This is a genomic window from Paenibacillus sp. Marseille-Q7038 (assembly GCF_965111595.1).
The window spans coordinates 1631405-1646991 of sequence record NZ_CBCOOM010000001.1 but is presented as its reverse complement, the minus strand read 5'-3'; the positions used below and the strand labels follow the sequence as shown (position 1 = coordinate 1646991).

The 15587-nt window shown below is 40.7% G+C and carries 13 protein-coding genes; all 13 read left to right on the top strand.

Going from position 1 to position 15587, the window contains the following annotated elements; all coding sequences use genetic code 11:
* The first annotated feature begins 600 nt into the window (after positions 1 to 600).
* The 13 genes from ACWPWY_RS07980 to ACWPWY_RS07920 all read left to right on the top strand — a co-directional run bounded on the left by ACWPWY_RS07980 (position 601) and on the right by ACWPWY_RS07920 (position 15495).
* A complete protein-coding gene (locus ACWPWY_RS07980; protein ID WP_454191180.1) occupies positions 601 to 3411 on the top strand; it encodes a glycoside hydrolase family 2 TIM barrel-domain containing protein in 2811 nt (936 codons plus the stop codon).
* A gap of 258 nt (positions 3412 to 3669) precedes the next feature.
* Positions 3670 to 4896 (top strand): staphylopine family metallophore export MFS transporter CntE, encoded by a 1227-nt coding sequence (gene cntE, locus ACWPWY_RS07975; protein ID WP_454191179.1) that lies wholly within the window; start codon positions 3670 to 3672, stop codon positions 4894 to 4896.
* Between the two features lie 175 nt (positions 4897 to 5071).
* Positions 5072 to 5512: a MarR family winged helix-turn-helix transcriptional regulator gene (locus tag ACWPWY_RS07970; RefSeq protein WP_454191178.1), complete on the top strand. Its 441-nt coding sequence runs from the start codon at positions 5072 to 5074 to the stop codon at positions 5510 to 5512.
* A 21-nt stretch (positions 5513 to 5533) separates the two neighbouring features.
* The gene (locus tag ACWPWY_RS07965) at positions 5534 to 7507 is read left to right on the top strand and encodes an FUSC family protein (protein ID WP_454191176.1); all 1974 of its coding nucleotides are present in this window, start codon (positions 5534 to 5536) and stop codon (positions 7505 to 7507) included.
* Positions 7508 to 7779: 272 nt separating this feature from the next.
* On the top strand, positions 7780 to 7920 hold the full coding sequence (locus ACWPWY_RS07960) for a hypothetical protein (RefSeq protein ID WP_454191174.1): 141 nt from the start codon (positions 7780 to 7782) through the stop codon (positions 7918 to 7920).
* 25 nt (positions 7921 to 7945) lie between these two features.
* Positions 7946 to 8722, top strand: coding sequence for a MerR family transcriptional regulator (locus ACWPWY_RS07955; RefSeq protein WP_454191173.1), 777 nt, complete (start codon positions 7946 to 7948; stop codon positions 8720 to 8722).
* Positions 8719 to 9375 (top strand): GAP family protein, encoded by a 657-nt coding sequence (locus tag ACWPWY_RS07950; protein WP_454191172.1) that lies wholly within the window; start codon positions 8719 to 8721, stop codon positions 9373 to 9375. Before ACWPWY_RS07955 ends, ACWPWY_RS07950 begins: the two co-directional genes overlap by 4 nt.
* Before the next feature lie 128 nt (positions 9376 to 9503).
* Positions 9504 to 9800, top strand: coding sequence for a hypothetical protein (locus tag ACWPWY_RS07945; RefSeq protein ID WP_454191171.1), 297 nt, complete (start codon positions 9504 to 9506; stop codon positions 9798 to 9800).
* 267 nt (positions 9801 to 10067) lie between these two features.
* Entirely contained in the window at positions 10068 to 11552 is a 1485-nt protein-coding gene (locus ACWPWY_RS07940; RefSeq protein WP_454191170.1) for a sensor histidine kinase, read from the top strand.
* Positions 11545 to 12237 carry a response regulator transcription factor gene (locus tag ACWPWY_RS07935; protein WP_454191169.1) on the top strand — a complete coding sequence of 231 codons (693 nt, stop codon included), beginning with the start codon at positions 11545 to 11547 and terminating at the stop codon, positions 12235 to 12237. The genes ACWPWY_RS07940 and ACWPWY_RS07935 overlap by 8 nt, the downstream gene beginning before the upstream one ends.
* Positions 12238 to 12355: 118 nt before the next feature.
* Positions 12356 to 13864: an S-layer homology domain-containing protein gene (locus tag ACWPWY_RS07930; protein WP_454191168.1), complete on the top strand. Its 1509-nt coding sequence runs from the start codon at positions 12356 to 12358 to the stop codon at positions 13862 to 13864.
* A 224-nt stretch (positions 13865 to 14088) separates the two neighbouring features.
* On the top strand, positions 14089 to 14490 hold the full coding sequence (locus tag ACWPWY_RS07925; protein WP_454191167.1) for a copper amine oxidase N-terminal domain-containing protein: 402 nt from the start codon (positions 14089 to 14091) through the stop codon (positions 14488 to 14490).
* Positions 14491 to 14583: 93 nt separating this feature from the next.
* Positions 14584 to 15495, top strand: a complete 912-nt coding sequence (locus tag ACWPWY_RS07920) for a CPBP family glutamic-type intramembrane protease (RefSeq protein WP_454191166.1) — start codon at positions 14584 to 14586, stop codon at positions 15493 to 15495.
* Positions 15496 to 15587 lie beyond the last annotated feature (92 nt).

Below are 15587 nucleotides of genomic sequence, written 5' to 3'. Positions count from 1 at the left end.
ATGGAAATAATTGAGGATAACATTAGAATTAGATATGAAATGATCTTTCATTTAATTCGTACAATCCTTATAATCTTTTATTTCAAAATACATACATTAATCTAGTCGCTGATGGCGGCTTTTTTTTACTGATAACTCTAATAATTTCTGAATTGAAGGGTAGCCGCGAATATAAATGGAAAGTACCGGGGGAGCCACCATATGAGTATGGCAAAAAAAGATTCTTTTGAAAGGTAACAAGCTTTACATTGAACAAGCGGATAAAGTAGCGGAATACAATTTTGATACTTATAAATCGGTACCATCTAAACTAGAACATGATAAAATGGAGCACCCTCTTAAGAATTCTTAAGAGGGTGCTTTATTTCTGTTCACATCAAGATTTAATGGAGTCTATAGAACCCTTAACGAGGGATGGTGGATGGTTTGGCGGAAACCAATCTATTAGGATGATGAACTCCTAAATAAAGTAAGCTTTATAAGTGAGATGAGTTTATAATATAGATAGGATTTTACAATTTGTCACCTAAATTAGAAAGCGATTACATAAACGATGGCCGACTACTATAAATGAAATCAACTTTAAAAGGAGACCACACTATGCTTACTAAAATTAATTTGGAGGGGAACTGGGATTTACAACTGGATGAACAAAAGTCAGAAGCCGGACTCGTTTACACAGATGTTATTTCCTTGCCTAATACAACCTCTCACGCGAAAAAAGGAAGGAAAAATGATGCTGTTTTAGTGGGTTCGTTGACTGACGAGTATTCCTTTGAAGGTTATGCTTGGTTTTCAAGAGAAATCAATATTCCTGATCATTTGGCAGGTAAACTTTGTTATCTGCATCTGGAAAGAACAAGAGTGACAACTCTCTGGATTGATGGAGTCCTAAAAGGGACTCAAAACAGCTTTAATACACCTCACCGTTACGAAATTGCAGCAGGCCTGACGGCTGGAACACACCAGATTACGATTCGGGTCGACAATACCAACTATCCAACAAAGGGTGGACACCTTACATCTGAAGATACGCAGACCAACTGGAACGGGATCACCGGGAAAATGGAACTTCAATTCTTCGAACGTGTATTTCTGAAAAATGTTCAGGCATACCCCAACCTTACTCACCGCTCATTAGATATCAAAGCTGAACTTGTAGGTGACTGTCAGGATCTTCGTGCCGTTGTATCGTCTCACACCCTTAATACGAGTCCCATTCATACGCCAAAAGAGCAAATCTTCCTTGCCGATTCCAACCATTTGCATTTTACATATGAGCTAGGTGAAGACGCATTGTTATGGAGTGACGATGAACCTAATGTGTACAAACTCCATATTTCTCTACAAGATTCCAATGGACAAACTCTCGATTCGGAAGAAATGATCACAGGATTACGGGAGTTCAAAGCGGATGGAGACAAGTTTTCAATCAATGGTCATAAAACATTTTTGCGAGGTAAGCATGATGGATTGATTTTTCCCCTTACCGGTTATGCACCAACGGATGTCAACGAATGGCTTCGTATTCTTGGGATCTCTAAATCCTATGGGATCAATCACTACCGCTTTCACACTTGCTGTCCTCCGGAAGCTGCATTTATTGCCGCGGACCTGCTCGGAATTTATATGGAGCCTGAGCTTCCATTTTGGGGAACGATTACAGATGAATCCTCTGATTCACATAATAAAGCTGAGCAGGACTACTTGATTAGTGAGGGATATGCAATGCTGCAGGCTTTTGGAAACCATCCCTCGTTTGTGATGATGTCCATGGGGAATGAACTGTGGGGAAGCAAAGACCAACTGAATTCGATTTTAAAAGCTTATAAAGAGTATGACAGCCGTCATCTATATACAGAAGGGTCCAATAACTTTCAGTTTGCTCCGGACATTCTAACTGAAAGTGAATTTTTTTGCGGAGTACGGTTTTCTACAGATCGCTTGTTCAGAGGTTCGTATGCGATGTGTGATGCCCCCCTTGGACATGTGCAGACGGACTTGCCAAACACATGGAAAGACTATGACTCAAATATTTTTCCAGAGCAAAATAGCACTTCAGACGATTCCGCTGAAATGGAAGGGCAAGAAATTCAGATTCAATATGGCACAGGTTTCAAAACCGTTACCGCTGAAGCTGGAAGTGAGCAGCTCGTTTCCCGTGTACCTGTCATTTCACATGAAATAGGGCAGTACGCGACGTTCCCTAATTTTGATGAGATTCATAAGTATACAGGTTCATTAAAAGCGAAGAATTTCGAGGTCTTTCGCGAACGTTTAGAAGCCAAGGGTTTGGGACATCTAGCGGCTAAGTATTTCACTGCTTCCGGTAAACTGGCAGTAGCATGTTACAAAGAAGAGCTGGAAGCGGCTTTTCGTTCTAAACGCCTTGCGGGGTTCCAACTGCTTGATCTCCAGGATTTTAGCGGTCAGGGAACTGCTTTAGTAGGCATACTAGATGCGTTTATGGATTCAAAGGGAATGATTACACCTGAAGAGTGGAGATCATTCTGTTCTGACGCCGTTCTTTTAGCAAGGTTCCCAAAATATAACTATGAATCTGGCGAAATCTTCGAGGCACGAATTGAGCTGAGTTACTTTAGGAAAAAGGAGTTAGATGGACTTCATCTTCAATGGGAGTTGCAATGCGAAGGTAACAACTTAGCGGACGGTATTACAAAAATACCTTCAGGACATGATGAGAATTATAGGGTTCTTACCGATCTTAGCATTCCTATGCCGGATGTCTCGACCATGACGAAAGTAACCCTGCGATTGTCTATTCCGAATACAGATATTTATAAGACCTATGATCTTTGGATTTACCCGAATGGGCTGAAAGTAGAGTGGCAAGGGGTGCATCTGTTTACCGAAATTTCAGAGGAAGCTTTGGAACTGCTTGAGCGAGGAGAAGATATTATGCTTTTCCCTTCACCTAATCACATTCAAAATGCTATTCAAGGGTTCTATTGTACAGATTTTTGGTCCTATCCGATGTTTCGCTCTATCTCGGAGAGTATGAACAAAGAGGTTCCTGTGGGAACGATGGGTTTACTCATACAAAAAGACCATCCTATATTCAAGCACTTTGCAACAGACGAGTATTCGACTTATCCGTGGTGGAGTATTGTCTCTCAGTCATCATCCATCATTCTAGATCACTTGGAAAAAGACTTGAATCCTCTGGTTCAAACCATTGATAATTTTGAGCGAAACCATAAACTTGGTCTACTGATGGAATGCCGTGTTTTGAATGGAAAAGTTCTAATGGGTGCACTTCATCATGAGCGTCTGATGACTACAATAGAGGGAAGGCAGCTATTATATAGCTTCATCCAATATGTAAAAAGTCCAGCTTATCAACCAGTAACCCGTCTTGAAGTAGAGGAGCTTCAGAGTTTGTTTAGCTGAACGAATATTATAAAAAAACGATTAAAGTCGTTGACATGTTTACATGATCAGCGGCTTTTTTTGTTTAGTAATCATAGGCATTTTATGATGATGGTAAGAATGGTCCCGCTGTTGACTTCTCCATCTATTCATTTATGTAGACGATTTATGCTATTCTAGCGTAGGACGATTGACTATATTTATGAACTTACATAACGAAAACAAGTTATATCTACATCTTTGGATTGACTGCTAGACGAAGAAAGTGGGGACGATGTTTTGGATTCTTCTGTAACGACCAATGGAAAATTAAATCCGGTATCTTTTTCTTTTATCCGATTTTATATGTTGGCTTTTTTGTTTTTCGCTGCGAACTCAGCGCTGACTATTATTCTACCCTTACGGAGTGAGGCTGCTGGATTAAATCAGGCTGAAATTGGTCTGATGATGGGGGCATATATGTTTACATGTATGCTTTTAAGACCGTTTGCGGCAGGGCTTCTAGGGAAGTATGGGCCGCTTCGTGTAATGAAATGGCTGCTAATTTTACATGCTTCAACGCTGCTTTTGTTTGTCATCTCTGGAGTAGACACGTATTTTTGGTTGCGAGCACTGCAGGGTGTGGCTACTGCGTTTTTCTCCATGACAATGCAGGCAGGGATTGTAGAAAAGCTAGAGGATAAAGACCGGGCACAAGGTCTATCGATGTATACTTTGTTTACAATGGTTCCTTCTCTGGTCATCCCCATACTTGCTATTCAAATCTGGGAAAATGCGAACAACATCTGGTTTACTGTGCTGATGATTGGGCTAGCGATTTTCCCGCTTATGATTGGACACAAGGTGGATTTGCCACAGACTACGGTGCAGAACAAATCATATACGCTGAGAGATATGATGCGTTCATTCGGTGGTATCTGGCATAGTACACCGCTGTTAATAAGTAGTGTTGTCATGTTGTTTGCCTCGTGTGTATTTGGGGCAACCGCGACCTTTTTACCGCTCTATATGGTTTCGACCGGGGAAGCGAGTGCGGGAGTCTATTTAACAATTCAGGGGCTCATTGTGATTCTATGCAGATTCATTCTACGTAAAAAAATCCCTTCAGACGGCAGCTGGAACACCTGGCTGATGGCGGGTCTGCTGTTATGTGCTGCACTGGGAACCGGGCTGCTTGCGCTAATGGAAATGATAGGAGTGCTGGTTTATCTTTCTGCGGTACTCAGCGGTTTTGCCTTGGCATTTCTCTACCCCACATTAACTACCTATTTGTCTTTTGTGCTTCCAGCTGAATCTAGATATGTGCTTATGGGCATTTTCATGTCCTCGTATGATTTGGGCTTCTCTCTGGGCGGACTCGTAATGGGACTTGTTGTGCAAGGCAGCTCGTACTCGACGATGTTTACGATTTGTACGCTTCTTTCCATCATCGCTATGATCTTGGTTTTGGCTTTCAGAAAGCGCATGGAAGCAGGGAATAGGGCCCGATCAGCGGCGTCAAACTGAATAAAACGTAGGTAATGAAGGTTGATTACTTCGATTTACAACTAATAGCTCCCTTGAAGGATCAAGGGGGCTATTAGTCTTTTTGAAGAAGGATTGAATTTTATTAATATTTTAACTATAATTAATTAGCATACATATTATTTGTATACATACGAATTAGAAGGGGAGGTTACAGATGAATCTCAGCACAGAAGAAATTTACGGTTACTCCATTACGAAAACCAGTAGATCGCTCCTTCGTTTTCTAACAGGTCATCTTAAAAGGTATTCCATTACACCGGAACAGTGGACGGTATTAAAAAGAGTGTATGAAAATGATGGTATTAAACAAAAAGAGCTGGCCTCCATCGCAGACAAAGATCCCGCAACGTTGGCGAAGATCTTAGATATATTGGAACGAGGTCAATTCATTATTCGCAAAACGAATCACACAGATCGGCGTTCCTACTTCATATTTATTACTGAAAAAGGAACAGAACTAAGAAATGAAGTTTATGTACATTTGGAACACCTATTCGAACAAGTTCTAGAAGGAATATCAAATGAAGAATTAACGATCTTTACTAAAGTGCTTCAACAGATTGAGAAAAATGCAATAAACGATATGGATACTTAGTTTTGAATCGAGGTACACAACATGAATAATCAGAATTCTTATAGCTCTAGACGGCGTGCTAAACACACGTTCCCAAAGAAAACAATGTACAAAGAGGCTTTTCAAATAAAGCCGATTCCTTTGAACTGGTTTAGAGGAGTAGGCTCTGCAATTAGTGTCGGAACACCGTCCCTGCTCGGAGTATTAATGGGGAATCCTGCCTTAGGAATCTTGGCTTCTATAGGAGGATTCACTTTTTTATATGTATCTAATGAGACCTATGCACAGCGTGCTGTTCGATTATTTTGGATTGCTCTTGGGTTAGCAGCTTCCTTCGCGCTGGGAGCATTATGCTCTTACAACACAATGTTAACGGTGCTTATGTTCGGTATCGTAGGGGGGGTATCTACCCTTATGTTTACTCTTTTTCAGATCACTGGACCGAGCGGGATGTTCTTTGTGCTTGCGTATGCAGTAGGTACCTCTATGACAGCGAATCTGAATGTAATTTTGCAAAATAGTCTCATTCTATTTCTTGGGGGAATGTTTGCTTGGATTGTAGGTATGGCTGGGGTTGTTTTGAAGCCACACCGTACGGAGAGCAAGGCAACTTCTGCGGTATATTTAAGTCTGGCAAATCTTCTATCTGCTGTGGGGACCGCACAGTTTACGGATCTTCAGCACCAAACGGCTTCTCTCATGCAACAGGCTGATCGTACATTAATAAATTCGAAATGGTTCGGACGGAGAGACAAACAATACACAGAAAAATTAAGAGCTCTCAATACACAGGCAAGAGAAATTTTTCTTTCCATACTTGATATCTCCCTAATGCCAAAACATGAAGTAGAGGAACAACTCAGCCATTCTTTACAAATCATAGGTAACCAGTTGCTCGGAAAAGAAAAGGAATCCGGATTTATAGTGCCTTCGTTTGATGGCGAATTAAATCATTCAATAAAAAACCTGTATTATCACATTAAAATCGCTTATGAGATAAACTCGACCAATGCAATTGATTTTAAAACAAATCCTAAGGACTACAAAACAAAAGTAGGATTTTACGTATTATTAAAAAATGTGTTTAAATCGGGATCCAATGCTCCTTTTATTGCGCTTCGATATGGAATTATACTTCTGATTTCAGCAGCGATTGCATATGGATTCCATTTCGACCGCTCTTATTGGGTGCCTTTATCTAGTGCATCGGTTATGGGCGGGGCGACGTATGTGGGTAGCCTACATAGAGGTATACAGCGTTCTGTGGGTACCATCATCGGAATTATCGTAGGTGCAATCTTATTATGGCTGCATCCTCAATACTTGGCGGTTCCTTTAATATTAGCCTGTCTGCAGTTTGTTGTGGAGCTAATCTATGGTCGGAATTATTCGTTAGCTGTTATCTTTATTACACCTAGTACTTTGTTAATCGGCTCCACTTTACAACCAGAATTGACAAGCCAATATTTCATTTCTGCGCGGGTCATTGATATTATCATAGGAAGTGCGGTAGCCATGGTCGGCATTACCTGGTTATGGAGGAAAACGGCTTCGAAAAGATTACCTTCCGTATTTAAAGAGGCGGTACATAGAGAAGGTGAACTGTTAACTGCCATTTTAAACTGTGAAAGTAACGAGGTAAAAAAATCAATCGAAGAAAAGCTTCAAGATGCGCTCATACAGCTCCGACTCGTCTATGATAATGCTTTTGCTGAATCGATGAGAAGAAATGCACGAACCACCATTTTATGGCCTGCTATAGGAGATAGTTTACATCTTGGCTACATGTTATTAGCTGCATCTCGTAATCATGACCATATTAATCATGTTTCAAGTGAACGAATTGAGAAGTATCAACATGGTTTTGCCGTGCTTGCGGAATCTATTGAACATAACAAAAAACCAGTTATGGACATGCCTGCATTGCCTGAATTCCCTGCTGTATATGAAGACATTATGCAGTTAAAGCGTTCGCTTCGCGTCCTTGATTCTTCTCTGAATTACACAAAATCTTAATTTTCTTCTCATAATATAAAAGAAATACCGAAATCAAGCGTTGCAGGAAACCCTGCAGCGCTTTTTTTTATCAAGGTGACGACAGATCTCAACTAACCATCCTCGCATAGTCAAACGAAGACTTAATGGTTAGACGTTTTCTTTCATAGGTAACCTGATAAGCTTTGACCATTTTCGAAATAAAGACTTGAAAGTGACGTAACGTCATTTATTATAATGACACTACCAGAGATTCCTTGAATACAAAATGCCTAATAAAAGGGGATGTGGGTGTGAAGAAAGAAGATATGATTATATATGGATGCGTAATTATTGGTGGAGGAATTGGGCTATTGATTGATAACCCGCTGCCAGCAGTATGCATGGGTCTTGGAATAGGCTACATGATAAAGGTCGCCATGAGCAGGAAGTAAACTGAAGTTTGGAGGCATAGGGGAAATGATACACATTAAAAACCTAGCAGAGCAGACGAATATTACAGTGAGAACGCTGCGTTACTACGAACAAATCGGACTCTTGGTATCTTCCTCCAAGACGGAAGGGGGACATAGGCTGTATACGGAAGAAGATCTACTAAAACTTCAGCAGATTCAATTTTATAAAAGCATGGGATACCGACTTTCAGATATCAAGGAGATGTTAATAGATCCAGAGTGGAATTGGAACGCTGGATTAGCCAATCAGTTAACCTATATTTTAGGTGAGCAATCGAGGTTACATGAGATGGAGCAGTCCTTACGTGCATTAGTAAGTGGCATTGCCGTTGAGGGTGGAGATCAGAAAAAAGCAATTCAGCAACTGATAAAGTTAACCTTGCAAGATAAAAAAAGACTTGACCAATATAAACAATCGACGTTTACTGATGCTGAACTTGGTCTATGGGCTAAACTGCCGAAAATGAATGCGGATGATCCGGAGTCGATGGAATGGATTGCCCTTGTTGGCTTAATGACGAAATACTACACATGCAAGAAACCATCATCTCCTTGTGTGCAACATGTGATTCGAAGAATGTTAGAGAAACAAGAAGCAGAGTATGGGGGAGAAGAAGCCTTTGTCGATAAGTTATGGGAATTACGAAAAAGTCCATCCGCGTCTGAAAAACTTGGATTATACCCAATGAACACCGAGGTTCTTGAATATATGGACGAGGCTTACGAAATTTTTATATCTAGCGATAAACAAACAAGTACACCGGAGGGAAGGCACACATGAATACCGAACTGTTACTAATGATTGGTGGATTGTCCCTACTCGATACCCTCAGTCCAGCCACATTAGGGGTCACCGTATATTTACTTCTAACCGAAAAGAAAAAAGTAGGCTTAAGATTAATAGTATATTTATTTACTGTCATTGGATTTTATTTTATCGCCGGTGTGGCAATGAAGTTAGGATTTGGATTCTTTATCGACATGTTCTCTTCGTTCTTACAGAATCGTGTAGTTAGCTGGATGCTATTTATAGTAGGGGGGATTTTGTTTATTTGGAGCTTTTATGTTCCCAAAAGAAAGAAGACTGTCTTTACAAGTCCAACAACGAAAACGAATTCGAGAATGATTGCTCTAGGTGTTACAACATCACTTGTAGAGGTGGGGACAGCGCTTCCTTACTTCACTGCCATTGCTCTCATGACGAATGCAGGTTTGATATGGTATGAGTGGCTCCCTATACTGTTCGTTTATAATGTAGTCATGGTACTCCCGCCACTCATATTGTACATGTTATATCTGTTATTAGGTTCAGTAATGCAGAAGCCTTTAAAATCCATCCAAAATTATGTGTCGAATAGTTCGAGTTCACTGGCTTCATGGATCATGTGTATTGTTGGGGTGTTATTAATGCTTTATAGTGTGGATTATTTATAACTAGAAAATGATAACGGAGTTTATTAGTAGAGAATTAGGGTTACAGAAAGAAACATTCATGGGATCATAGGTGTTTAGATATTGATTCATATATTAAAACAAAAAAACAATTGGAATAGAGGGATTTTATGGCTGGAAGGATATTTGGAAGGAATGAATCTCAAGACCTTGAAACGCCAAACTATGTAGAACAAAGCTCGAACGTAAGTCTCTACAGTGTACTCATTCACTTCACACCACAAGTACCTTTTATCTATCTTATTGAAAATGATGTATTCGAAGTAAAAGAGGGGATTGCTTTCATAGATTCGGATTTGCATATCGCTGGGACTTTTGTTTGTCAAAATGGATTGAAATCCGTAGAAGAAGTCGAAGAATTTTTAAGTGACTATCAATTAATTAATCCCATTCGAATCGATTACTGATAAAAAACTTGATCAATCGAATTATACAGATGAAATGCTGATATTCACGAATTCTTTTCTAGATAAAGTAGTGCATACCAAGTAAAAGGAGTCCTTGAGTTTTCTCCCCGTCACATGATTACGGGGATTTTTTGCGTTGGTTTTAAAGAGCTAATAGTGATTCATGAATGAATTAATTTCAATTCCACCCATTATATAGTCAATTTGATTAGAGTTGTGTTACCATTTGCACTAACTAATTAAATAGCGAATATAGAAAGGGATCCCATGTCGATTCGATTAAAAATGCTGCTGTCCTTTACGAGCATGTTTGTTATAAGTTTGCTCTTTATTCTACTCACGGCAAGTCTCTATACGATTGCGGCGACAGGAGATCTTCAAAGCTTTCGAGATATTTATAAGGTACACTATCAGGTCAATCCATTGACTGAACAGGGAGAATCTATTTTCCAAGAGATGAAGTTTCTAGCCAAAAACGATCCGGACGCACTGCAGAATAAAGTTCTGCTGCGTGAATATGACATGAAGCTTCGAGCCGAGAAGTCGGGTCTTTATGTCAGGCGTGAAAATAGCCAGCTCTTCGAATCACTAACCTTTCATCAGCCGGAACTAAAGCAGGCGCTTCCTGCCTATGATCTTAACAATTATCAGATCCGTAGCACCTTCAACATTAGTGAAAGATTCTACGCATACGCGAAATTTGATTTTCAGTATTCTGATGGCGAGCGAGGGAGTATTTTTGTAATTCGGGAGAGAAGTCCTTTTGCAGAACTTACTCGCAAGCTGCTGCCAATGATGTCGCTACTGCTGATCGGCGTACTTATTATAGCTAACCTGCTATTATTCCGCTGGATCACTCGCAGCTTTATTACACCCTTACATCAATTAAGAAACTCTGTGGAACAAATCAAGGAAGGTAACCTTGCCTTCCAACTCAAACTTAACTCAAACGACGAGGTTGGCCAACTGAGTGAAACGTTTGAAAGTATGCGGAATCAATTACAGCAGTCCAATGAACTTCGGCAGCAAGTTGAAGCAAACCGTAAAGAACTCCTTTCCAACATTTCGCATGATCTTCGCACGCCGCTAACCAATATAAAAGGATACATTGAGGGCATACGGGATGGAGTGGCGAGTACACCTGAGAAAATGGAGACCTACGTGAATATCATTCATGCAAAAGCCGTCAGCATGGACAAGTTGGTAGATGAACTATTTTTATATTCGAAACTTGACCTAAATCAAGAACCTTTCTTGTTTAAAGTGGTGGACATTGTCGATTTCCTCGAAGACAGCATGGAAGAACTCAGATACGATCTAGAGGACAAGAGGATTGATTTTGATTGGGATAACCAAGCTACTAGACCCGTTATGGCTTCAATAGATCTGGATAAATTAAAGCGTACGGTTGTTAATATAGTGGATAATGCACTCAAGTATATGGACAATGAGCACAAACGCTTCGGCATTACGCTTCATGCAGATTTGGAATGGATTACAATCATGTTCAAAGATAACGGTAGAGGAATACCAGAAGAAAATCTGCCTCATATATTCGAACGATTTTACCGAGCAGAACAATCTCGTAATTCCTCGACAGGCGGTAGTGGGTTAGGGCTCGCCATTGCCCGCCAAATTATCGATGGGCATGGGGGATTCATCTGGGCGAATAGTAAACCAAATATCGGTACGACGATTTATATCCAACTGAAGAGGCTGACTAACGAGGAGACAGGGAATGGGAATGGCTAACATTTTGATTATCGAGGACGAAACAACAATCGCGCAACTGGAACGGGACTATTTTGAACTCAACGGATTTTCTGTGGAGCTATGTCATACCGGTGATGAAGGGCTGCAGCTGGCTTTAAAGGAAAACTATGGTCTCATTATTGTTGACCTGATGCTTCCGGGTATGGATGGATTTGAATTATGTAGGCGTATTCGTGAGGTGAAAGAGGTGCCGATTCTGGTCGTCTCTGCAAAGAAGGAGGAGATTGATAAGATTCGGACTTTCAATCTAGGTGTTGACGATTTCATTACGAAACCTTTCAGCCCGAGCGAGCTCGTTGCAAGAGCGAAGGCTCATTTGACTCGGTATGAGAGATTACTCGGAAAAAGGAAGCCTGCTGAGCAAGATGAAATCCACATTCGCGGGCTGCATATCGACAAGGCGTCACGCCGAGTGTTCGTGAATGGAGAAGAAGTGGCGATTACGACGAAAGAATTTGATTTACTTGTATTTCTGGCGAGTCATCCGAACCGCGTATTTAGCAAATCGGATCTGTTCGAACGAATCTGGAATATGGACTCTAGCGGAGATATCGCGACGGTTACTGTACATATTCGTAAACTCCGCGGGAAACTAGAAGCTGATCCTAAGAATCCAGAATATATCGAAACCGTGTGGGGCGCTGGTTACCGGTTTACTGTATAAGTTTCGATAAAAATTAGACGCAGTTTATATTTTGTTCATATTTTTACCCTAGGGAGTTTCTTTTTATCCTCTATTCTTTAGTTACAGGCAACGAAAACGAATAGAGGAGGATTTCAATATGAAACCTACAGCAAAAAAAATCGCCGCATGTTTAACTATAATTACCTTAACAGCAGGCGCACTGCCGCTAACCGCAAATCATGCACATGCAGCTGCATACGTTACTAACTCTGCAGCAACAACAGCCCAGGTTACCAATCAGCAGATTGAAGCTGCAGTTAAGGAATTGAACAATCTCGGTATCATGAATGGATATGTAGACCGTTCAATGGGAGAACATCAAGCGATTAGCCGAGCCGAATTGGCGACACTCGTCTACAAAACGTTTCATTTGAAGGACAAGACAGGAGAGGATGCAGAACTAACGGATGTAAATCCTGACGCATGGTATGCATCTTATGTGTTGAAGGTGGCTGGACTTGGAATAATGGAGGCAAGTAATGGCCAATTCAATCCGCATAGCCAAGTATCGGATGCAGAACTGGTACAGGTTGTATCTAAAGCACTGCAAAGGGATACAAAGTCGGTTCAACACTGGATGAGTGCTTACTTTATAGATAATAGCTCAGCAACGCGCGGTGAAACGGCAGTTCTATTGCAAACGGCTCGCCAGGCTATTTCATCCGACCAAGCTCAGATCAAAAACGTAAGATCACTAAATGCAATTACGTTAATCGTCACTTTCGATAAACCATTGACGGCAGAGAATGAAGTGTTCACCAAGGCCCAGACGGATTTTGCATTTAGCGGGGGGCTAACGTTAACTAATATGCCTCGCCTAAAAACAGGATCGATCGCCACATACATAATCCCAACATCCGTTCAAAAAGCGGGGGAAGAGTACACCCTCACCTATAAAGGCCAAGCAGCAGGGTCTTTTGAGGGAAATCGTACAAAATTAAATATGACTACGGTCAGCCAACTAACGAATGATACTTTCGAGATTGCAGCACTTCAAGAGAACGGAGTCGTTGATTACGGTTATATTATTTCGGCATATAGCGGCGGTCGAGGGGCTAATGCCTTCGTGCTGGATGACCGCGAGCAAGCGAGAGGGAAAACGTATCAGATCATCCCTTCCATGCAGGCAAGACAAGTAGTGATTACACCGGAAGGTGGCGAACCGATCGTTGCCAGGTATGTCCCGTTCACGCAATCAACGGATGGTAAGCAAGAACCAAAGTTCCGTTTGCCAGTAGGTGAAACCTTAGTCCCTGGAATTAAATATACAGTATCTTCTGATTGGGCCAACATTAATAATGCTTCGTTCATAGCGAAGTTGTTCGATACACTACAGGTTACAAGTGCTAAGGCGATAAGTGAAACGTCGATTGAAGTGAGTCTCGCACAAGATCCTGGCGATGAGCTATTCGCAGGCCGAAGTGTTACATTAACATCGCCGAGCGGTGACGTACTGACAGCCACGTACAAATATTCGAGCCGTAAAGGTGAGACGGGCGTATTCGATCTTGGTAGTAATGACAAGTTGACTCCTGGAACCGCATATACATTAACACCAGTAGGGGATTGGGGAGTCGCTTCATCGGTAACAGTGATTTATGAATAAGAAAAGTGAAATGAGAAAATAACCAATCATTCCTATAATCCGAAGCTTAAACATGAATGGTTAAGAGGAAAGAATTTGTAAAGGAGTCGCCTATATGGCGGCTTTTTTTGTTTTATGGGAACCACCTTCTATTACAGAATGGATATGAAAATAAAATAAATATAACGATATCTAATCTGTAACGTCATTTATTATATTTGACTAATTACAGGAGGCTGAAAAAAATGAAGAAGAAGTTGTATATCACACTTGTTGTTGTTCTATGCTCTTTTAGCAGCATCATCGGGCTAGCTTTTGCTAAAGGTAACATTAAAATTGTAGTTAATGATCAGATCATTACATCAGATGTAGTACCCCAGATGGTTAATAATCGAGTTATGGTACCCATAAGTGTCATATCGAAGGCATTAGGCACCAATGTAAACTGGGATCAAAAGACTCAAACGATCACCATTAATAACAACACTCGTTCTAATCAAAATGACATTTGGAATAAGGAACTTGAATTAATTAGTAGTAGTTGGGCGGGTGTTAAGAACCTTATTGGAACATATATGAATGGTTTCGACGAAAGAGATGATAAGCTGATTAAATCAGTGTTATTGACCGATTATTTGGTGGAATGAACAGTGTATTGTAAACGTTGTTAATAGAAAAGCGAATATATGATCCTAATGGCTGGAGGATAAATGCGGCTAAGATGATAAGGGATGTGGCACATGACCAACAAACTGACAATGAAGAGTGCAGGATGGATATTTTTTGTATCCTATGTCACCGGCATCATACTGTCTGGATGGATGAGCTTGAATGGGAACCGACACCACGAGAATCTATTCTTATTTCTGGGTTACGTGGCGGTCGGACAAATTGTACTCAATGTGTTACCCGCTGTAATCTGGTGCCGATACCGGAATATATCTCTTCGTACAGTATTCAGGTTACATAAAGTTTCACTTAAAAATATCTTACTCTCTTTGGTGATTTTTGCACTCAGTCAAATTATATTGTTGTTTTTTCATCAAGTTACTGAATTGGTATCCGTCTTGCTTGGAGCATCCTATGAAACATCACATTATCCGGTTGCGGATTCGTTCTCTTCCTTCTGTATTCTTTTACTGAGTATCGGAATTATTCCGCCTATATGTGAAGAACTTCTGTTTCGGGGAGTACTCATTACTGGCTATTCTAGGCACGGGTTATGGTTCGCAGCTGTATTGAGTTCTTTTTTATTTGCCCTGTTTCATGACAATCCGTACCGGTTGCTCGAATTATTTGGGGCCGCTCTAGTTTCCTCTTTACTGGTAATCAAATCAGGCTCGATTATTCCCGGGATTTTTGTTCATTTGATAACAAACTCGACTTACGTAGTCAGCTCATACCTGCAGGGAGGGGATATGCTAGAAAGCATTTCTACTCCAGAAGGTCCCGGACTGGAAATTATACTAATAACAGGTTTTGCTTCTATTGTCACTTTCATGATTTGCAAGTGGCTTTTCACACGGTTTGACCAGCCTGATGAAGTTGAAGAACAGAAGATAGATGATTCCTCCCCGCTCCGTTACTTTGGTTGGAGCCTTCCCATTATCTTGTCAATAGTTGTGTTTATTATTAAAGTTAACTATTTATAACTGCTTATGAATTAGATGAATAAAAAAACAAACCCAGTCTTCCGCTAATGTAAGGGTACGAATTTCTATAGTCATATAAAAAAGGCCTCTCT